General features: G+C 48.1%; 18 protein-coding genes and 1 tRNA gene. 15 read left to right on the top strand and 4 right to left on the bottom strand.

Features of this window, described 5'->3' with window-relative positions; genetic code table 11:
* Positions 1–231: 231 nt before the first annotated feature.
* The 6 genes from HNQ56_RS22840 (at position 232) to HNQ56_RS22815 (ending at position 8244) form a co-directional block, all read left to right on the top strand.
* Positions 232–1122, top strand: a complete 891-nt coding sequence (locus HNQ56_RS22840) for a DUF3881 family protein (protein ID WP_429150707.1) — start codon at positions 232–234, stop codon at positions 1120–1122.
* A 144-nt stretch (positions 1123–1266) separates the two neighbouring features.
* A tRNA-Arg gene (locus tag HNQ56_RS22835) sits at positions 1267–1340 on the top strand.
* A gap of 389 nt (positions 1341–1729) precedes the next feature.
* Positions 1730–4138, top strand: coding sequence for a LuxR C-terminal-related transcriptional regulator (locus HNQ56_RS22830; RefSeq protein ID WP_429150705.1), 2409 nt, complete (start codon positions 1730–1732; stop codon positions 4136–4138).
* Between the two features lie 151 nt (positions 4139–4289).
* Complete coding sequence (locus HNQ56_RS22825) at positions 4290–4787, top strand: chemotaxis protein CheW (RefSeq protein WP_429150703.1); 498 nt, start codon at positions 4290–4292, stop codon at positions 4785–4787.
* 51 nt (positions 4788–4838) lie between these two features.
* The gene (locus HNQ56_RS22820; protein ID WP_429150701.1) at positions 4839–6674 is read left to right on the top strand and encodes a methyl-accepting chemotaxis protein; all 1836 of its coding nucleotides are present in this window, start codon (positions 4839–4841) and stop codon (positions 6672–6674) included.
* 349 nt (positions 6675–7023) lie between these two features.
* Positions 7024–8244: an EAL and HDOD domain-containing protein gene (locus HNQ56_RS22815; RefSeq protein ID WP_429150699.1), complete on the top strand. Its 1221-nt coding sequence runs from the start codon at positions 7024–7026 to the stop codon at positions 8242–8244.
* Positions 8245–8459: 215 nt separating this feature from the next.
* Here the strand turns inward: HNQ56_RS22815 and HNQ56_RS22810 are convergent, their stop codons facing one another.
* Positions 8460–8801 carry a helix-turn-helix domain-containing protein gene (locus tag HNQ56_RS22810; protein WP_429150696.1) on the bottom strand — a complete coding sequence of 114 codons (342 nt, stop codon included), beginning with the start codon at positions 8799–8801 and terminating at the stop codon, positions 8460–8462.
* A gap of 94 nt (positions 8802–8895) precedes the next feature.
* Between HNQ56_RS22810 and HNQ56_RS22805 the strand changes: the two genes are divergently transcribed.
* From HNQ56_RS22805 to HNQ56_RS22765, 9 genes are all read left to right on the top strand, one after another.
* Positions 8896–9258, top strand: a complete 363-nt coding sequence (locus tag HNQ56_RS22805; RefSeq protein ID WP_429150694.1) for a VOC family protein — start codon at positions 8896–8898, stop codon at positions 9256–9258.
* 15 nt (positions 9259–9273) lie between these two features.
* The gene (locus tag HNQ56_RS22800) at positions 9274–10038 is read left to right on the top strand and encodes a GNAT family N-acetyltransferase (protein WP_429150692.1); all 765 of its coding nucleotides are present in this window, start codon (positions 9274–9276) and stop codon (positions 10036–10038) included.
* A gap of 220 nt (positions 10039–10258) precedes the next feature.
* On the top strand, positions 10259–11176 hold the full coding sequence (locus HNQ56_RS22795; RefSeq protein WP_429150690.1) for a phosphate ABC transporter substrate-binding protein: 918 nt from the start codon (positions 10259–10261) through the stop codon (positions 11174–11176).
* Between the two features lie 98 nt (positions 11177–11274).
* Positions 11275–12213, top strand: coding sequence for a phosphate ABC transporter permease subunit PstC (gene pstC / locus HNQ56_RS22790; RefSeq protein ID WP_429150688.1), 939 nt, complete (start codon positions 11275–11277; stop codon positions 12211–12213).
* Complete coding sequence (gene pstA, locus HNQ56_RS22785) at positions 12200–13081, top strand: phosphate ABC transporter permease PstA (protein ID WP_429150687.1); 882 nt, start codon at positions 12200–12202, stop codon at positions 13079–13081. The genes pstC and pstA overlap by 14 nt, the downstream gene beginning before the upstream one ends.
* A gap of 23 nt (positions 13082–13104) precedes the next feature.
* Positions 13105–13863: a phosphate ABC transporter ATP-binding protein PstB gene (pstB, locus tag HNQ56_RS22780; RefSeq protein ID WP_429150685.1), complete on the top strand. Its 759-nt coding sequence runs from the start codon at positions 13105–13107 to the stop codon at positions 13861–13863.
* Positions 13864–13939: 76 nt separating this feature from the next.
* Positions 13940–14602 carry a phosphate signaling complex protein PhoU gene (gene phoU / locus HNQ56_RS22775; RefSeq protein WP_429150683.1) on the top strand — a complete coding sequence of 221 codons (663 nt, stop codon included), beginning with the start codon at positions 13940–13942 and terminating at the stop codon, positions 14600–14602.
* A gap of 68 nt (positions 14603–14670) precedes the next feature.
* Positions 14671–15357 carry a winged helix-turn-helix domain-containing protein gene (locus tag HNQ56_RS22770; protein WP_429150681.1) on the top strand — a complete coding sequence of 229 codons (687 nt, stop codon included), beginning with the start codon at positions 14671–14673 and terminating at the stop codon, positions 15355–15357.
* Between the two features lie 53 nt (positions 15358–15410).
* Entirely contained in the window at positions 15411–16832 is a 1422-nt protein-coding gene (locus HNQ56_RS22765; RefSeq protein ID WP_429150679.1) for a sensor histidine kinase, read from the top strand.
* 122 nt (positions 16833–16954) lie between these two features.
* On the opposite strand, the gene HNQ56_RS22760 is transcribed toward HNQ56_RS22765, so the two are convergent.
* From HNQ56_RS22760 to HNQ56_RS22750, 3 genes are all read right to left on the bottom strand, one after another.
* Positions 16955–18385 carry a hypothetical protein gene (locus HNQ56_RS22760; RefSeq protein WP_429150677.1) on the bottom strand — a complete coding sequence of 477 codons (1431 nt, stop codon included), beginning with the start codon at positions 18383–18385 and terminating at the stop codon, positions 16955–16957.
* Between the two features lie 69 nt (positions 18386–18454).
* On the bottom strand, positions 18455–20593 hold the full coding sequence (locus tag HNQ56_RS22755; RefSeq protein WP_429150675.1) for an ADP-ribosylglycohydrolase family protein: 2139 nt from the start codon (positions 20591–20593) through the stop codon (positions 18455–18457).
* 4 nt (positions 20594–20597) lie between these two features.
* On the bottom strand, positions 20598–21584 hold the full coding sequence (locus HNQ56_RS22750; protein ID WP_429150673.1) for an ADP-ribosylglycohydrolase family protein: 987 nt from the start codon (positions 21582–21584) through the stop codon (positions 20598–20600).
* Between the last annotated feature and the right edge of the window lie 15 nt (positions 21585–21599).

The following is a 21599-nucleotide window of genomic DNA, read 5'->3' as shown; positions in this document are numbered from 1 at the left end:
GCATTATGGGAGTACCATGTTCTCCTTCCCGCCGCAGGCAGAGCTGTAATCCGCGGTAGTGGAAGAAACTTCGAATATATGCTACTTGCGAACTGCAGCAAAATATGTTATAAATAATTATTACATGTAATGCGGCAGGGCTACGTAGAATATAATACAGAACCAAACTGTAACTCTGTGATTTGATATTTGCCTTAGCCCGTGTTTGTATCGATAGAATGGAAGGAAGATATGCATAGCTACTTAAAAGCAATTGGATTTAGTAATATTAATAATAGAATGGATTTAGATCAACTAGTTGATCACATTTTAAGAAATTCAGAGAAAAGACATACGGTAAAATTAAAACATACGAACCTTTCCGAAATCACCATGGAATTTGGAGATGGGATAGGAATTACTGTCCGCGGAGAGCTGGATGAGAATAATCAGTTTCATATGGAGCACTATTTCCCCAGTCTGAGCGGCCAGGTTGTCAGTACCCGGGAAGAGGTGGGAATTAATAAAAGAGTGGATTCCGAGGCTTATACGGGAATGTGTGATGATTTCCGGATCGGAGTATCACTGATTTTCTATCTGCAGAACGTAGCTGAATATCTGGAGAAGCGGAATCAGAAGATGCCCATGGGTACTCCCTTTCCGGTTACGCTGGCGGCACTGTCCCTGGAGGGAAGAATCCTCCTTCCCATTGAGATGGATGAGGTTCAGGTACGCAACATTACAGCGGAGACAAAGCATCGCAACAATCTCATCGCCGAGGCAAAGAAGGGAAATCAGGATGCCATTGACAGCCTGACGATTGATGATATTGATACCTATGCCACGATTTCAAGAAGAGCAAAGAAGGAGGATATCTATACCATCGTTGATACATCCTTTATCCCCTTTGGCTCTGAATCGGATAATTACAGTGTGATTGCCACCATTACCGAATGCAATGTACTGATGAATAACTATACCAATGAGGAGGTCTACGATCTGCAGCTGCTGTGCAATGATATCTCCTTCCGCCTGTGTATTCATAAGCAGGATCTTCTTGGTGAGCCCATGGTTGGAAGAAGATTCAAGGGTAATATCTGGATGCAGGGCAGGGTTGGTTTTCTGGAACAGGGGAAGGATTGATCAAAAGAATTCATTTTTCCTTATTGACTTAGGGCCCGGAAAATAGTAGAATAAACATGCTGCCTGAGTGAGTTATGATCAGTGCAGAGATTTGCTCACAATTTCATAGATGTTAAGCTTGTATATCAGCAAGCTTTTCATAATGTTCTCGTAGCTCAGTTGGATAGAGCGATCGCCTCCTAAGCGATAGGTCGGACGTTCAAGTCGTCTCGGGAACGTTGAGAAGGAATGCCGAAAGCCTTGATTTATAGGGTTTTCGGCATTTCTCTTTTACAGAAGAACATTCCCTTTTTGCTAATACCAGATAAAAATTGCTAATACGGCATTTTGACCCCTTAGTTTTTCTGCTAATAAAATTACGCCTATTTACCATTCGTTTATATAACGGTGACATTGACTGAAACACCCTAATGACATTATAATAAGTAGTGTTATCAAGGCGATTATTTGTGTACGACAACATCCCGGATCATAGGGATTGTATTGGTGATGGATATCAAAAATACTTACTCTTGTAAACGAGTCAACCCCAGTTTGGAGGAACGCGATGCTCAAAACAACACCCAAACAGCAAAAATTTTATTTTTCAAATAGGCTAAAAAAACAGATGGATCAAATCGTGCAGCATCCCTTGACCATTGTAGAGGCGCCCAGCGGCTTTGGGAAAACGACGGCTATTCGGGAATATCTGCGCAGTGAGCATCCCGGGGCCATCTCGGTCTGGTATACCTGCTTGGGGAAATCGGCTGCCGCTGCGTGGGCACAGATGTGTGATCTGCTTGCGGGTATCAATCGAAAGGCAGCCGACGAACTGAAAAAACTCAAATATCCGCAAGAGGAAACCCTGCATTATATCAGATCTGCCTTCAAAAAATTAAAGACCAAAAAGGATATCTTTTTTGTGATTGATAACTACCAACGGGCCCAATTCGGACTGCATCGGGAGTTAGTTGAAACGCTTTCCATGCATGAGAACCCCAACGTGCACATCATCCTCATCACGCAGCAGTTGGATTTTATCCGGAAGCTGCCCCTGCATCGTGATAATATCTATAGGATGGACGCCACATCCTTCTTTTTTGACCGGGATGGTATTGCCAGTCTGTTTCGTATGGAGGGTCTCCGGCTTACCGAGAAGGAACTCGATGATATTTATGACCGCACAGAGGGATGGATCGCAGCGATCCGGCTGCAAATGCTCTATTACAAGGAAACCGGCTCCTTCGTTGGCACATCAGGCATTGAGCAGTTGGTGAAAACGGCAATTTGGGACACGCTGAAACCGGGGGAAAAGGATTTTCTGCTGGCGGTATCGGTCTGTGACAGCTTCACAGTGCGGCAGGCAGCCTATATGCTGGATTATGATGTCTTACCCGGCGCGATTGAAGAACGGCTCAAAGCCAGCGGCTTCATTCGTTACTTGCCGGAGCAGCGTGTCTTCATCATCCACAGCCTTTTACTGGATTACCTGCGCAACCGGTTCAACTACCATCTGCCGCAGGAATATCAGCGCAAACTGCTGCACAAAGCCGGTTTGGCTTACGCCGACATGGGAGATTATTGTCTCGCCGCAAAGTTTTTTTATGATGCAAAGGATTACGAAGCCATCCTTTCCCTACCCGTTACCCTCCAGTATATAGACCAACATAAATCTGTACTTGCCGGTTTGCCGGTCAAAACATTTATTCGGGAATGTCCGGACGAATTGTATTGTAAATACCCTTCAAATGCGGCCACCAATGCATATTACTCATTGATGAATGGAGATGTTGAGTCCTACAAACGGCTTTATGATCTGCTTCATACATTGATCCAAAGCAAAACAGAGCTGTCACAGGAAGAAATGCGGATCAGCAGCGAGCTGATTATGCTGAAGGTCTTTGAAAATTTCAACGACATACCAAAAATGCAGGAGTATCTTGGAAGGTTGGCAGAGCTTTGGAAAGACAGACCGGAGATTGGGGAAAACAGCATACCGGGAACCTATTTTTTCCTGACTACGGTTGGGATGCTCTGGCGTGATCCGGGAACGCTAAACGATTTGCTTGATGCCATGGATAAGGAGAAATCACTCCGTCTCACAGGCGCCTGCATACAGGCGGTCAGCCTGCTACAGCTGTTCCGGACAGAGGTCGCGCTGCTCCGGGGTGATGATAACGCAGCGGAGATATTCTGTCACAGGGCTTTGGACGAAGCGCGCGAAAACCGCCAACCCAGCAACAGTATTTATGCGCAGTTCTGCTTCGCCCGCATTTTCATCCTGCGGGGCGACGCAGACAATTTCCTTGTGGCCTTTAAAAGCATTCAAACCTATATTACAACAGAGGAGAGTCCGGCGATACGCCATATGGCGAGCCTGTGCCTTTCCATTATCAGCCTTATGCTTGACATGAAGGATTATGTAGCGCCCTGGCTATATGACATGGACAGCATCCGAAATGCCCTGTATCTTCCCATGCTTCCTTTTGCGGAAATTCTACATTTTGGGCTGCTGTTTATAGACAAGCGCTACCAGGAACTCTATGCTCTCATTCCGCTTGCTATGGAACGGTTAGACCGTCTTTCCGATTTGAATATCCGGTACAGGATTCCGCAGTTGTACCATAATATCTTTCTTGCGGTTGCAAGGTATCGCAATGGAGAGCGGGAGGAAGCGCGGCATTACATAAAAGAGGCGCTTGACATTGCCCTTCCGGATGAAATCTATCTTCCCTTTGCCGACCATGCGTGTATGCGTGATCTGCTTCCGGCAGGAGATCGCTTCACCGCGCTTCGCGCTATCTGCGAACGGCAGCAAAACGGCGTCAATATCATCCGAAAAGAATTTCTTCGCAGCCAATCCCCCTTGACACCCAGAGAAAGGGAAATTGCCCTGCTTGCTAAAGAGCGGCTTACCACGAAGGAGATTGCGGCGAAACTTTACATATCCGTCGCAACCGTCAGTTGGACTCTGACCAATGTATACAGTAAGCTAGGAATTCATTCAAAAAGCGAACTGATGTCTGTCGAATTTTAGTGAAATGGGTAAAACCCATCAGAAATACATGGGGACAAAAACAAGAATCCACTGTATGATTTTTTCATACAGTGGATTCTTGTTTTTGCAGTGTTTTCTGCTCAAACTGCAAAATACATGTAAATAAAGCAAAAGAAAAGAGGGGTAAAACATGTCACAGATTCAGTTTTCCGAGTTGGATGGGATGGACGAAGATGCTATGGGAGGGAAATACCTGACTTTTTCCCTTGGAGAAAACGACTTGTATGGCATGGAAATCCGGTACATCACGGAGATCATCAGTATACCGTCTGTTACACAAGTACCCGAAATGCCGGAGTATATAAAAGGAATTACCAATCTGCGCGGACAGGTCATTCCGGTTATGGACGCCCGGCTGCGCTTCGGAAAGACGGAGAAGCCCTACGACGAGAGAACCTGCATCATTGTGGTTGATACTGGTGCGTTCTCCATCGGCCTGGTTGTGGACAGCGTTGATGAGGTGCTTTCCATACAGGAAGAAGATGTCGCTGCTCTCCCGGATTTAGGTAAGGGCGGTCATGGCTACATGAAGAGCATCGGGAAAGCCGGAGGGAAAATCACGCTGCTGCTGGATGCGCAAAAACTTCTGTCAGACGACGAACTGACCCAAGTAAACACAGTCTTGTAGCACGCAAAGCTGCCATAAAGCCACTGAATAAAGTATAGGAGGATTAGGGAAATGCTCAAATGGTATGAGAACTTGAGGATCGGCTTTAAAATTATCATCGGATTTTTGATTGTGGCATTGATTGCAGGGATCATCGGCGGTGTCGGAATCATCAGCATAGAACGGGTAGAGGGGTCCTACCGGACTGCATTTCAGGATACGGCCGAAGCACTGGAATCTCTTGAAAAAATCAGTGCCGCTAACCAGAGAATCCGGGCCAACCTCTATAAGCTGCTGGCGTCGGAGACGCGGAGCGAGAAGCAGGAGGCCGTCGACGGAATGTCCAGAGCTGACGCCGACCTGAAGGAAGGCATTGAGGGATACTGGAGGGTTCTGGAAAATTATGATGCTGCGGATATTATAGAGGAGAATGCGCTGCTCAACGAGCTGGAATCCGATACCACGGCTTACCGCCAAAAGCGTGACGAGTTTACCAACGAAATCGCGATGAACCCGGAGCGCAGAGCGGAGGCCCTTGCCTATTTGAACGGCAAAATAGCGCCTCTCCGCGAGGAGGTGGACAGCGACGTTCAAGGCCTTGTCGAGTATAACAACGCGTATGCGGAAAAGCTGATTGTCTCGAACGATCGTGTGGTAATAACCGCTGAAATCATCATGGTCGTCTGCATTGTGGTGGGCGTTCTGTTGGCAATACTGATTGGCACGTACCTGGCGCGGAGCCTGTCCAGACGCATCGCGAGGCTTGTAGAGGTCATGGGCAAGCTATCCAAGGGAGATTTTGAGATGAAAATTTCACTTGATTCGCAAGACGAAATCGGAGTCTTGTCAAAGGCGGCCCACGATATGTCTGCCACTGTAAAGACCATTATACAAGATCTTGGCGGTGGTCTTGGAGCATTTTCCAGCGGTAACTTTGCGGTGGCATCCAACTTGGAGCACTACTACATAAATGGCTACCGGCCCCTTTTTGACGGCATGCTCGTACTGCGAGACAGTTTAAGCGATACGCTGAGGAGCATCCATTCGGCAGCGGAGCAGGTGGCGATTGGCTCCGACCAGGTTTCCGGCGGAGCTCAGGCTCTTGCGGCAGGCTCCACCGAGCAGGCCGCTTCCGTGGAAGAACTGAGCGCCACAGTGGAACACATCGCAGAACAGGCACAGGGAAACTCAGCTATGATTGCGGCCGCGTCCAAATCCATACAGAAGTCCGATGAAGGCGTTACTGCTGGAAATCAGCACATGGAACAGCTTACGCAGGCTATGGCCGAGATTGGATCCTCCTCAAATCAGATTGCAAATATTACAAAGTTGATTGAGGATATCGCATTCCAGACCAACATTTTGTCACTCAATGCCGCCATCGAAGCTGCCCGGGCCGGAAATGCCGGAAAAGGCTTTGCCGTGGTGGCCGAGGAGGTGCGTACCCTTGCCGCAAGATCCGGCGAAGCCGCCAAGCAGACGGCGGAGCTGATTGAGCATTCCGTCGCCACGGTCGCCAAAGGGACGGAAATCACAGGCCAGACCGCACAAATCCTAAGAGATGTAGGAGCCAGCGCCGTTGAAGTGACGGAGAGCTTTGGAAGAATCGAGCAGTCCATCCAGAAGCAAACGGTTGCTTTCGAGCAGATCAGGGAGGGCCTTTCTCAAATATCTTCTGTTGTGCAGACCAACGCGGCCACCGCCGAGGAAAATTCCGCCACCAGCGAGGAGATGGCTGCCCAGGCCGCCATGCTGCGCCAGGAGGTTGAGCGGTTCCGGCTGTGGGAGGGAGACCAGCCCTCCCCTCACAAAGCGGATGATGCGTCCGGCGAAAGCGGGATGCTGCTGCCCGGAGCGGATTTCAGGAAAAAGGCTCTGAGCAGCGGTATAAATCTGGGGAAATATTGATTCTGTAAAAGGTTCGGGCGATTCCCTTTGGGCATGTTTTTTGCGGGGAGGCGGGCCATTGCGCTCACCTCCCCACATCACGAAAGTATTCAAAAAGTCATAGACAGAAATGGAAAGCCATGACTGTGGACGAAGCCATTCGGGAGATGAAAAGGAATGCGGGAACGCAGTTTGATCCCGACATAGCAAGGCTTTTTGTCAAAATCATCGAAAGTGGGAGTTGATAATCGGCCCTGCTAAGAGGCATACGGAGACGATCGGCCACGAAAGTGAGTAGCGATGTCAATATAGCGGAAGAAAGTGCGGTATCGGGGGAAAGGACAGTTTTGATCGGGAAAGGAGCGTTTCCATGGATATATATGTAGCGCGTCAACCTGTTTTTGATAGAAATATGCATGTGTATGGTTATGAGCTCCTTTACCGTAAAAGCATGAATAATTTTTACGAGGGAACGGATGACAATCAATCGACATTTGAACTGATCAGCAACGCCTTTTTGACCATGCATCTCTCTAAACTCACAGGGGGAAGCAAGGCGTTTATTAACTTCCCCAAGGATATGCTGCTGCAAAACATCCCCGCACTTTTACCGGCTAAATCCATTGTCGTTGAGGTTTTGGAACGGGTTGAGATTGATGAAGATGTGGTTGCCGCCTGCAAAAGGCTCAGAGAAAAAGGTTATATCATAGCTCTTGACGATTTTATTTTTGACGAAAGATACCTTCCCCTGTTGGACGTTGCCCATATCATTAAGGTAGAATTTCCTGCTGTAGGCTACGACGAGCAGCGACGGCTCATAAGAAAATATAAAAATAGGATTCGATTTCTTGCCGAAAAGGTGGAGACAAGGGAAGAATATCAGCGTGCACGTGATATAGGGTATGATTATTTTCAAGGATATTTTTTCTGCAAACCTGTTGTTATGAAAGAAAGGGAGATCCCCCCACTCAATGCAAACCTGATAAAAATCCTGGAGATATTAAACCATGACGATCCGGAATATCGGGAGCTTGCTGAAGTAATCGAAACCGATTTGGGACTTACTTATAAGCTGCTGAGATTAGCTAATTCCGTCTATTTTGGATCGAAGTATAACATACGCGGTATTCGACAGGCGCTGGTTCAAATCGGGCTTTTGGAGATCAAAAAATGGGTATATCTTCTGATTATGACAGACAGGCAGGATATTGAAAACAGAGAGTTGATCAGAAATTGTTTAATACGGGCAAAATTTATGGAGCTGATAGCAGAGAAAACAGGCAATGGCGGCAGTCAATTTGATTATTTCCTTGCGGGTATGTTTTCCTCTATTGACGTGCTTATGAACAAGGATATGGCGGATGTGTTAAATGAAATATTGCTGCCGGATTCTATAAAGGAAGCTCTGCTGGGACAAGAGACCCCGATCAAGCGCACCCTGGATATAGCAATCAACTACGAGTTGCTGAAGCTGGATGCCATGAAGCTGGACGCCAATATCCTTGGTGAGAATTTTGATGGGGACGCTGTGGAATATCTTGTCAATATATATATGGAATCGATTACATGGGTCATGCATTTAGGTTACTAAATTCAAGCTTTTTCCATAAGTCCTCCATTGCACATATTAGGGAACAAATATGTGCGTACTTGTTACCTTGTTTCTTGCATTATATAATAAACTAGATAGAAAAGCGATCTGCTTTACTGCAAAATCACTTGTAAGGGTGATTATCCAATGAAAATTATAGCTGTAAACGGAAGTCCTCGCACAGACTGGAATACGCATACCCTATTGAACCTCTGTCAGCCTCTTATCACAGAAGGGGGCATACCGTATTTTTTCTTAAACATCTTGCTTAAATAGAATTCATCATAAAAACCGAAATTCAGCGCTATGGTTTTTAATCTCTCATCAGGATGCTGTGTGAGAAAGGAATACACCATTTTCAGTTTAAGATTCATTTGATACTGATAGGCAGAAACGCCAAAGGCTTCGTGAAACCGTTTATTTAATGTTTTTGAGGATATCTGGAGATAGTTGGTCAGCTCTTCAATGGAATGAAAATGCTCCGGCTCGGATTCCATTTTCCGAATGGCCCTTGCTATAATGGAAGGCGGGAGAGTGATAGAGATTCCTGATTTCACCAGTATTTGAGTTGGACAGCCGAGTTTTTATTGACAGAGGGAAGACAAACAAGATACAATAGTACCCAAAGAAATTTTAAGGAGGCGTTTATTTATGAATTTTTGTTGGGTTACTCTGCATGTTGGGAACTTTGAGAAATCTATGCAGTTTTATCATGAAATATTGGGGCTGCCGGTCAACAGCCGGCACGGCGGTAACGGAGTTGAGATTGCAATGCTGGGAGAGGAAGGTCAGGCCAAGATAGAGCTTCTATACAGTCCGGAGAACTCAGAGAAACATCTGCAATCTGATATTTCCATCGGTATCGCGGTAAAGTCATTGGAGGAGGCGATGGATTATTTGAGCAGTAAGCAGATTCCTATTCTGCGCGGTCCGATTGCTCCCAATCCACATACCAGATTCTTATTTATTCAAGACCCGGATGGCTATGAGGTTCAGCTGGTAGAGATGAAGTAGACGGAAGGGGATAATATGTATCTGGTAAAGGACAAGAGCAGGATTGCCCATCTTTATGAAGGCTGGCATGAGACCATGATATGGTCCTGCCTGCAGGACTGCATGGGATATGCTTATGCGGATGATTTGGAGAAGCCGAAATCAGCCAATATTATCGTAAATGATTTCTGTTTTTTGGCAGGGGAGCCTTCCCGGGATGTTGTCCGGTATCGGCCGGAAGAATACCAGTCTGATTTTATTATTATGACACCGCAGAATGAGGCCTGGGCAGCGTTGATTGAGGAGGAACACAAAGAAAAAGCAGGCAGAAGAAACCGCTATGCAATTAAAAAAGAGGCAGATGTATTTAATCAAGAAGCTCTGCGGCAGATTGTGGCAGGACTGCCCCAAGGCTATTTCCTGAGGATGATTGACAGGGAGCTGTATCAAAGGATATTATCCATGAGCTGGGCGGAAGATTTATGCTCTCACTTTGACAATTACGAAGCATATGAAAAGCATGGCTTAGGAGTAGTAATATTAAAGGACGGCGAGATTGTCTCGGGAGCATCCTCCTATTCCTGGTATCATGGAGGGATTGAGATTGAAATTGATACAAGGAAAGATCAGCGGCGCAGGGGACTGGCCCTGGTCTGCGGAGCGAGGCTGATCCTGGAGTGCCTGGCACGGGGCCTCTATCCCAGCTGGGATGCGCATAATCCGGGCTCGGTGGCATTGGCGGAAAAGCTGGGCTACCATTTTGAAAAAGAATATCCGGTATATGAGATACATCATTATTAATATGGAATAATAAAAGCGTTATGGTATATCGACACAGGTCGGCTGCCGTAACGCTTTTTTAATGCAATAAGGCAGAAAATAATATTATTATGCCGGGTTTACATGAAATTTACAAAATCTATACAGAATCATGATATCAGAGAATTTATAATCATGATAATTTTATATTGTAAAAAACAAAGAAAAAATCAAAGAGAAGAAAGAATGAGGAGTGAAGGATATGTTAAATTTAAGAAAAAAAGGGATACTATTTTTAGCGATACTCTTAGTAATAGGAACACTGGCTGCTTGCTCCAATAAGGATGGGAAAGTTGCTGATCCGGGTGCGGACAAGGACAAGACGACAGATATAAGTTCAGATACAGGTAAGGATACCCCCGGCGGCTCTGCTAAGGAGAAGCTCAGCGGTACCATTACCATGGCCGGATCCACCTCCATGGAGAAGCTGGCGAAGATTGCTTCCGAGGCTTTCATGGAAAAGTATCCTGATGTGATGGTGTCCGCAGAGTTCATCGGTTCCTCCGCAGGGATCGAGGCGGTGCTGGCAGGGACGGTTAACATCGGCAACGCTTCCAGGAGCTTAAAGGATACGGAAAAAAGCTCCGGCGTTGTAGAAAATATTGTTGCAATTGATGGTATTGCAATAATTCTCGACAAGAATAACAAGGTAACCAATCTGACGAAGGATCAGCTGATCCAGATCTTCACCGGAGAGGTGAATAACTGGAGCCAGCTGGGAGGAGACAGTCAGCCCATTGTAGTGGTAGGAAGAGAGGCCGGATCCGGAACCAGGGGAGCCTTCGAAGAACTGTTAAAGATTGAAGAGCAGTGCAAATATGCTAACGAGATTAACAGCACCGGCGGTGTTATGGCAAAGATTGCGTCTACCCCGGGAGCCATCGGATATGTATCCCTTGATATCGTGGATGATACGGTTGCCGCAGCGAAGATTGACGAGGTGGAGCCTACCGAGGAGAATATCAAAGCAGGAAGCTATCTGCTCAGCCGCCCCTTTGTAATGGCTACTAAGGGAGAGATCTCCGCACAGAGCAAGGAAGTCCAGGTATTCTTTGATTATCTTAATTCCGACGAAGGGAAAGAGCTGATTAAGAGTATCGGATTGATTACCATAGATTAATGAATTCTGTAAAGCAGCTCGCTTTGGAAAACAGCATAAAACATGTTGTTTTCCAGAGTGATTTTGCTGTTTCAATAGGCAGTATAACGGAGGTATGTATGAGTGAGAAGAGCTTTTCCATTCTTGGGGGATATAATACGAAGAATACAGTAGAAAAAGCAGCGTCAATTGTGTTTGTCATCTGCGCTTTTTTTGCTGTGCTGGCGGTGTTTTCAATTTCCTTATATATGATTATCAGCGGAACTCCGGCCATTTTTGAAGTCGGGCTGATCGATATCCTATTTCGTTCCACATGGGCGCCAACGGCATCGGAGCCGAGCTACGGGATTCTGTATGTCATTCTTACTTCGATTGTAGGAACCTCACTGGCAATCCTTATTGGTGTTCCTATTGGTGTTATGACCGCGGTATTCCTTGCGGAAACCGCCCCGAAGAGACTGGCAGGCATTGTGAAGCCTGCAGTGGAACTCCTTGCAGGAATTCCCTCCGTAGTGTACGGCTTACTTGGAATCCTGCTTTTGAATCCCCTTGTGTATAAACTGGAAATGGCCATTTACCGGGATGATCCGAGTCACCAGTTTACCGGGGGCTCGAATTTGATCTCCGCGGTATTGGTGCTTGCCATTATGATATTGCCTACGGTAATTAACATCAGTGAATCGGCCCTGAAGGCGGTGCCGGGGCATTATAAGCAGGCGTCCCTGGCATTGGGGGCAACCCGTATCCAGACCATCTTCAAGGTATTGCTGCCGGCAGCAAGGTCGGGAGTGGTTACCGCCATCGTGCTGGGAGTTGGAAGGGCAATCGGAGAAGCCATGGCCATCAGCCTGGTTGCCGGAAATGGTGCGAACCTTCCGCTGCCTTTTAATTCGGTGCGTTTCTTAACCACCGCGGTGGTCAGTGAAATGTCCTATGCGGCAGATATCCATAAGAGAGTGTTATTTACCATTGGGTTAGTACTGTTTACCTTTATTATGATTATTAACCTGGTATTGAACAAGGTGATGAAGGGAGGGAAGAAGAATGCCGACAGCTGAGAGTATATTTGAAAAGAGGCGCCGTCCCCTGGATTTGATCGCTTACGTGATTATTTACGTCTGTGCATCCATTTCCATCCTGTTGCTGGCCGGAATCGTAGGTTATGTTGCCTGCCGCGGAATATCCTCCATTGATCTGGCTTTTCTCACCTCCGTGCCCAGCGCCATCCGAGGAACTTTTGGAATTGCCGGAAATATTGTAAATACCTTGTATGTAATTGTTCTCACCCTGCTGATCGCAGTTCCTTTCGGTGTCGGGGCGGCTATCTACCTGAATGAATATGCCAAGCCGGGAAAGCTGGTAGGCTTGATTGAATTTACCACGGAGACTCTGTCGGGAATTCCCTCGATTATATTCGGCCTCTTCGGCTATGTGTTCTTCGGCACCACCCTGAAGCTGGGCTATTCCATACTGACCGGAGCCTTGACCCTGTCCCTGATGGTACTGCCCCTGATTACAAGAAATACACAGGAAGCGTTGAAGACAGTACCCTCCAGCTATCGCAGCGGAGCGCTGGGCATCGGTGCAACCAAATGGTATATGATCCGGACCATTCTTCTTCCCTCTGCCATGCCTGGAATTATTACCGGTGTCATTCTTTCCATCGGAAGAATTGTGGGTGAGTCGGCTGCCCTGCTGTTCACCGCCGGCAGCGGCTATCTTCTGCCAAAGCTGGGGGAATACGGGGAAGGACTGTTCCAAAAGGTTCTCCAGCCCGGAGGCACCCTGACCATACAGCTTTATCTGAGTATGGAAAAGGCACAGTATAAGGAAGCCTTTGGCATTGCATTGGTGTTATTAGTTATTGTATTCGGCATTAATATGCTTACAAAGTATTTATCAAACCGTTTTAATGTAAATCGTTAAAGGTGGGGAGGAATGGAGAAGATATGTTAAAAGATAAAATCAGTACAGAGAAGCTCAATCTGTATTATGGAACAAACCACGCCCTTAAGGGCGTGGATATGAAGATAAAGGAAAAGGCGATTACCGCTTTTATCGGACCTTCCGGATGCGGTAAATCCACCTTTCTAAAGACACTGAACCGGATGAATGACCTGATCGACGGTGTCAGAATTGAAGGGTTGGTTACCCTGGACGGGGAGAATATCTATGATCCCAGAGTGGACACCACTCTGCTGCGCAAGAAAATCGGCATGGTATTCCAGCAGCCCAACCCCTTTCCCATGTCCATCTATGATAATGTGGCTTACGGACCCAGAATTCATGGCGTCAAGTCCAAGGCGAAGCTGGATCAGATCGTGGAGGAGAGCCTGAAGGGAGCGGCCCTGTATGAGGAGGTCAAGGACCGCCTGAGGAAATCCGCCCTGGGTCTGTCGGGAGGACAGCAGCAGAGGCTTTGTATCGCGCGCGCCCTTGCCGTAGAGCCGGAGGTCATCCTCATGGATGAGCCCACTTCGGCACTGGATCCCATCTCAACCCTGAAGATTGAGGATCTGATGTCCGAGCTGAAGGAAAAGTATACAGTTGCAATTGTTACCCATAATATGCAGCAGGCGGCAAGAATCTCGGATTATACCGCGTTCTTCCTGGTAGGGGAGGTCATTGAGATGGCTCCTACGGATACCCTGTTTACCAGACCGGCAGACAAGAGGACAGAGGATTATATCACCGGAAGATTCGGCTGATGAGGAGAAATTGACAGGAGGAACGGGATTTAATATAATAAAGGAAAAAATATAGAATAAAAAGGGGGCAATTCCTATGACAGCCAGACTTAGTTTTGAGCATGAGCTCCAGGTATTAAAGGAAAACCTGATTGAAATGGGCCAGCTCATTGAAAATGCGATAGAAAAGACTTTAATTGCTTTTGAGACCCAGAATGAGGACTTGGCAAAGGAAATCATACAGGAAGACAGAAATGTAAATGATATAGAAAAGACCATTGAGGCAAGATGCCTCTCCTTAATCCTGAAGCAGCAGCCGGTTGCCAGGGATCTTCGCATTGTTACCACCGCACTGAAGGTAGTAACGGATATGGAGAGAATTGGAGATCATGCGGCGGATATCGCGGAGTTAATTATCCGGGAGAGGCGGGAACCGGTTTATGATCTGGTAAAGCATATACCTGAGATGGGCAAGGTATCCAAGAAGATGGTACACGATGCGGTAGCGGCCTTTACCAGTGTAAATGTGACGGAGGCCAGAGAGATTATGAAAAGAGATGACGTGGTAGATGATTTATTTGACAAGGTAAAGGAAGAGGTAGCCATGCTTCTTCGTACCACCTCGGAGCATGTGGACCAGTGTGTTGATATTTTAATGATCGCAAAGTATTTTGAACGAATTGGGGATCATGCGGTGAACATCTGTGAATGGACGGAATTTCATGAGACGGGATCGGTGAATAATATTAGAATTTTGTAGAAAGAGCTGGTAAAAAATTTGTGCTGTGCATAAATTCTTCCGGCTTTGAAGGAGGCATGGTTATCCGTATGGAAAAAATCTATGTAATTGAGGACGATGAGAATATTAGAGAGCTTCTTAAAATAGCGCTGGAGGGGTTTGGCTACAAGATCAAAGCCTATGAGGCGGCTGAGCCGGCCTTATTGGAGATGAAGGAGGACCCCCCGGATCTGGCAATATTTGATCTGATGCTGCCGGGTATGGATGGATTGGCGGCAATCCGTATGCTGAGACAGGATATCCAGCTTAAGAATGTCCCGGTGATCTGTCTTACGGCAAAGGATAAGGAGTTGGATAAGGTGATGGGCCTGGATGTAGGGGCAGATGATTATATAACCAAGCCATTTGGGGTTCTGGAGCTGGCGGCTCGAATCCGATCCCTTCTGCGCAGATCCAGAAACGAGGATGTGAGTGATATTATTGTGGTGGATTCCCTTAAGATCAATCCTCAGACCAGGGAGGTAACCAATCATGGAGTGCCTGTTGAGCTGACCTATAAGGAGTATGAGCTGCTGATGTACCTGATTGAGCACGATGTACGGGTAGTGAGCAGGGATGAGCTGCTGAATCAGATCTGGGGCTATGAATATGACGGGGAATCCAGAACCCTGGACATCCATATCAGGACCTTAAGGCAGAAGCTGGGTTCCATCGGAACGGAGCATATCAAAACGGTAAGGAGTGTGGGCTACCGGTTTTCGAAAGCTAAGGATTGAGCACAGGGAAAACAGGATGCAGCCGCAGAAATATAGTAATTGGCGAGGATAGTATGAAGAAAGCAATTTTCCAGAGGTTTATTATGATTGTATCACTGGCGCTGGTTCTGTGCGGCAGTATTTTTGGTGTGGCCATAAGCTGGATTATCATAGCCAGAACAGAGGAAAATATGCTTTATACCGTGAGAATTATGGATCATGGTCTGGAATATGATGAGAATCTAAAGACCCAGGTGGATGAGCTGAAGCTGGTTAAGGGCAATGAAATGACACGCTTTACCGTGATTGACCTCCAGGGCAGGGTGGTGGCGGACAGCGAGGTGTCTGACAGCGCCGAGATGGAGAACCACAGTGACCGGGAGGAGGTGGCGGAAGCGCTGGCCTCCGGGATCGGATATTCCAGGCGCAGATCTGAGACGTTGGATATATCCATGCTGTATGTCGCCAGTATTTCGTATAACGGGGATTATATCGTCCGTATGGCGGTCCCCTTTTCCGGGGCGGAGCAGTATACCGGCCTTCTGATCCCTGCCATTCTTATCAGCATCGGCATTACCCTGCTGCTCTCTGTGGTGGTTGCCAACCGGTTTGCTGATTCTGTCACAAGACCCTTGAAGGAAATCGCAGGAGAACTGAATAAGCTATCCCAGGAAAAGCCGGAATTTCATTTTAAAAAATACGACTACGAAGAAATGAATGTAATTGCGGATACGACCATGAAGATGTCCCAGGCCGTAAAGGAATCCATGGACCGGATTGAATTTGAACGTATGGTGCGCCAGGAGTTTTTCTCCAATGCATCCCATGAATTAAAGACACCTCTGACCTCGATCCGGGGATACCTGGAGCTGCTGGAGAATAATCTGGTAACGGATGAGAACAGCAAGAGGGATTTTCTTATCAGAATAAAAAAAGAAACCTCCAATATGACCAATCTGATTAATGATATTCTGATGATATCAAGGCTTGAGACAAAGGAGGCGGAGGTTACCTTATCCGATGTACGCCTGGCACCGCTTGTAAAGGAGGTGTGCGCTTCTCTGGAGCCGCTGGCCAGGGAATACCAGGTCAGCATCGAGAGCAACTGCCGCCCGCTGATGATCTATGCCAATATGCAGCAGATGCGGGAATTGCTGAATAACCTCATGGTGAATGCCATCAAATACAATAAGCCCATGGGGAAGGTGTGGATCACCGTATCCTCGGAGCAGAAGGACATTATCATCACGGTTGAGGATACCGGAGTAGGGATACCGGAGGATGCAAGGCAGAGAATTTTTGAGCGCTTTTACCGGGTGGATAAGGGCCGCAGTAAGAAAGTAGGAGGAACCGGTCTGGGACTTTCTATTGTGAAGCATATTGTTAATTATTACGGAGGCTCCGTGGAGTTAGAGAGCAGGGTGATGGAAGGGTCCAAATTCACAGTCCGCCTTCCGAAGGAACCCGTGAAAGCGTTAGGGCAGGCTGAGCGGTAACAAGAAGCAATTATTTATAGATAAACAACAGGCCCTTCTTTCTTTCGGGAGAGGGGCCTGTTGTGAACAGTGCGCCCGGCGGGCGCATGTTTCAATTATCAGGTTCTTTTTATGTAGGCCTGTTATTTTACGATAGCACCGACATAGGAGCTGCGGAAGGTAACGCCTCCTGCGTTGGGGAATAAAGGAGTTCTGCCTTCCTTGACCAGGCTGCCGTCGTCCACAACGGAAGCCACTTCTTTTCCGTCAATTTTAACCTGGATTGTAACCTGGGTATCCTCCTCATTATTCTGCAGGGTAACCTCAAAATCATGGGGCTTGCCGTCGGCCATGGGCCAGCTGAACTCTCCGAATGCATCGTCATATCCGGAACGTCCAAGGAAGAAGGTGCTCATATCACCCCAGGAGATAAGGGAATAGCCGGTTTGACCATCGGTAAAGCCTTTGTCTGCCAGGCTGGAGCGGAACAGGCACAGGAATTCGGAATCCCACCAGGTGCCTTCCTCCATGGATACCTTTGCAAAATCAGTAAACTGAAGATTGAATTTAATGGTGCCGTTCTTTGCTTCCTCGGTTAATCTTACCGCAGCCGCCTTACCGGACTCTGCGGAACCAAAATCCAGTCCGCTTGCCGTAAGGGTATAAGCACCGCCGTCATCCTCCCATTTGGAGGCGTCCGCCAGATAATCGGTAACGGTGATTTCCTTATTCTCAGGAGCCGTAGAGGACTGTGCACTGCCAATTTCTACTCCCTTTGAATCAAATCCGCTGACCACTGCTCCTAAGTATTTGGCGCGTAAGGTAATTCCGCCTGCTTCCGGATATAAATTCGGTCTTTCCTTTTTTATCTGTGTTCCATCATCTACAACGGAAACGATACTTACTCCGTCAACCACAACCGTCAGCTGAACCTGGGTATTGTCTGCATTGTTTACTGCGGTAAATTCAATCTGATGAGGTTTCCCGTCGGCCAGAGGCCAGTCATAGGTCCCGAGGAAATCATCATATCCGGAACGTCCCAGGGCAAATTTGCTCATATCACCCCAGGAGGTGATGCAGTAACCTGCCTGCCCGTCAATTCCTTCTACGAAGGCGGAGCCTGCCAGGTTGGAACGAAGCAGACACAGGAATTCAGAATCCCACCAGGTTCCTGCTTCTTCTGTAAGATCCTTGGCAATGTCCGTAAGCTGCAAGGTGAACTTCGCCGTTACATTCTGAACCTTTTCCGTGAGCCGTACCGCGGCAAAATCTCCGTAATATGCATTGTTAAAAATCAAGGCACCGTCTTTGATGGAATAATCGCCTCCGTCATCCTCCCAGAGAGAGGCATCCGCCAGATAAGTACCCAGGTCAATTGCGGTTGCTTCCGCGAAGGTATTATCCTGGGAGGGAGTGTCTTGGGGCTCCTTTGTAGGCTCCGGAACCGGCGTGCTGGTTGCGCTGGGCTCTGACTGACCGGGATCCGTTGTCTCCGTCTTCTTTGTACATGCGGCTAACAGGAATACCGTTGTTAATAACATGCCCAGTACTGCTATAAATCTAATTTTTTTCATAATATATGCTCCTTCCTTTCATAATTGATCAGGGCATCAAAGATATCTGAATAACCTAATCAATGATTTTCAGTCTCTAATTCTTTGGCTTCCCTTGCCTGTAACGGTTCGGATCCGCATCCCGCCGGTTAGGAAGCTTCCCGCTTCCTCCTGGTAGAAGCCTGTCATGCCGTAAGGAAAGGACTCGTCCTGCGCACTTAAGATAGCCTCACCGTTAATACTCAATGTAAGCTTATTTCCTTCTGCACAGGCCTTCAATTGATAGGATGTTCCGGGCTGCCAGTCATAATCTGTTTTAGCAAGTATAGTCCGTTCATGATGCAGGCGGCTGATCACTGCTTCCCCCTGCTGTCCAAAGCCCAGAAGGTAACCGCATTCTGCACCCATTCCCCGCAGGAGCAAGCCCTTTTTCGCACCCTCCAGAGGAAGGATATCCGCTTCAACCGTAATATCCTTGGCATAATAATTACCGGTAAAGGCCTGGCATTCCTGGTCTGAAGTGATCAGAAGCCGCCCCTCCTTCAGCCCAGCCTCACACTGGTTGAGGGAAAAGGGTGTTACCTGGGCGAATTCACGGGCCTGCAATGCCATATCGATGGAATAATCGGCGTCTCCCCGGATTGTAAGATCATCCAGGAAAATGCGCCCGAACACACGGCTTTTCGTCTCCTTTGGCGTCTGTATCCGAAATCCCACTTCTGCGGTCTGATCCCCCTTTGTATCCGGTATCTCAAATTCAATCCGGTTCCAGGTGTCTTTTATCAGCAGTGTTTCTTTCAGCTCAAGGATTTCATCCTTCATAGCGGTTCTTATATAGGGGATTACCTCTATGGGACCTTCCAGCCAAAGCTCCGGATACAGCTCCATGGAAACCTTCTGTCCGCTGTATACCGTGGGAGAGAACACAGGCTTATATCTTTCATCATCAAAATCTTCTCTGCGGTAGAAGGGCTTGTAGTAAACCCGGCATTGATCCTCCGGCAGAATCCGGTCGATGAGGAGCTCCAGGCTGCCCTGTCCCCGGAATGCCCGTTCCGTGCTGTGGCGCTTCATAAACCGGATTTCATTGGATAACCGGATGCCATGGGTGGCCCCGGGCAGTTCAAAATCGAAGAGAATATCTCCGTCCTCCGGCCTTTCGATCTCCTTCGGAAGCTCCTCATCCCGAAGCCGGTATGCAATATCCGCCAGATCCTTAACATAGGTGGGAACATCCATGATGTTCAGATATCCTGAGATACCCGAGGTGATAATCACGTCATTGATGGGCTCCCGGTAAGCCTTTTTGATTCCCTTCAGTCCGCACAGTACCCCGGCTATGCTGCCCACGTTGCCGGCGTTGCAGTCCGTATCCCATCCGCACATGGAGGCGATCTCTATGGTTCTGTTAAAATCCCCCTGTCCGTACAGCAGAGCCAGGACACATACCCCGGCATTGGGGATGATATGGCACACTCCACCGTATTTGTCGTAACCCCAGTTCTCCATGAGATATCTCATGCAGTCCTGCCAGTGCTCCGGGTGCTCCCGGTGAAATGCACGGGTTGCCTTGACCACTCCCGCATAGGTGCTGTCCGGGGGAATCTGCTTCAGTCCCGCCTCCAGGATATCCTCAATGCGATCCGAGACAAAGGCCTCTGCGATGCAGGCCGCGATAAATGCCGCCCCATACAGGCCGTTGCCGTCATGGGATACACTGGCGGCCTTCACGGCATATTCCGCCGCCTTCTTTGGATTCCCCGGCCAGATGAAGCCCCAGGTATCGATGAAAATCTGGCCGCCGATCTGCTCCGCGGTTATCAGGCCGTTCTGCCTGATGCTTCCCGATTCCGGGGCCCGGATGCCGTTCTTCAGATTTTGATATGCCGTATGCTCCGTGCTGACCCCGTAGCCGCCCCACCAGAACATGCCGATACCGTTTCTGGTGTAATTCAGCCATGCATTCCCCAGCTGCTCCGCTGTCAGCTCCTTCTTCACGCCGTGATCCGTCAGGCCCCGGAGAAAATAAACCGGCCCGTTCACATCGTCGTCTGCCGCAAAGTTTTTATATTGCTTTAAATAACCGGTAATTTCCCCATAGACAGCGGCTATTCTGTCAAAATCCCAGGGTACCGGCTCCACCGGCGCACCCAGCCGTATTCCGGCATTCATTCCAAGAAAACCGGCATATAGCTTATCAAGAAAATTATCTACCATTTTGTCTACCAATCCTTTATCTGATCAAATCACTTAGTTGCTGTGCCACTCCCCGGATGGTCAGATCCTTTGTAAAATGCAGGCAGGTTCCGGTGGGATGGCCTGTCTTATCGATCCATCCCTCGGGAATGGAAGCGGCGCCTCCTCTTGCACCCAGCAGGGCGCCGACAATGGCCGTTAAGGTATCCGCATCCCGTCCGAAGTTGCCTCCTAAGAACATACCGTAACGGAAATCTCCCTTCGCCAGTAAAAAGACACCGAAGGCCTGCACCACGGTTTCTGCAACCGCGGCTTTGTACTCGCAGCGCAGCTCATCATGAAGGGGCATCCAGCATTTGAAAAAGTCATACCCACCATCCTCCAGGATCTTCAGCATTAATTCAAAATTATGCCGGAGCCAGGTTCCTTCCGGAACATACCTTAAGGCAATCCCGATGATTTCCTCGTCCGTTGCATCCACCATGGCCGCTGCTACGGCTGCCGCCACGGCCTGGGCTGCCCAGACACCTTCGTGGCTGTGACTGACCTCGGCATCTGTTTTGGCAAGCGCTGCCGCCCTCTCAATATCTCCGGCGCAGAGGATGCCCACCGGAGGGATACGCATTGCGGCACCGTCACTCATGGCATATGCGCTATACAGTCCGGTATGGGGTGCATGCAGGCCTTTTTTCAGATTGTTGGCGGCCTCCCGCTCACTGGCTCCGCCCCTGGGGAATTCATCCTGGGTAAGAATATATCTTTTCCATCCCTCTTCAAAATCCTCCGAGGAGGGATCTCCCTTATGATCAATCAGCATCTTTGCCGTAAATAAGGCGAATTCCGTATCATCGGTACTCCAGGACTTTCCCTTGCTGAAATCAGCCATCATGCCGTAGTCCAGATTATTCTCCGGTTTTCTTCCGGCATCGCCGAAGGAGTCCCCGATTGCCACACCGGCCAGTCCGCCTAAAACCTTATTCTCCAGAAGTTCTCTATTGCCTGTTAATTCGCTTCGAGTTATCATAGTAATTCCTTTCTT

It is taken from the genome of Anaerotaenia torta (assembly GCF_050433395.1).
GTDB classification, from domain to species: domain Bacteria; phylum Bacillota; class Clostridia; order Lachnospirales; family Lachnospiraceae; genus Mobilitalea; species Mobilitalea torta.
Note: the sequence above shows the minus strand (reverse complement) of the source record. Positions and strands in the feature narration are given on the sequence as shown.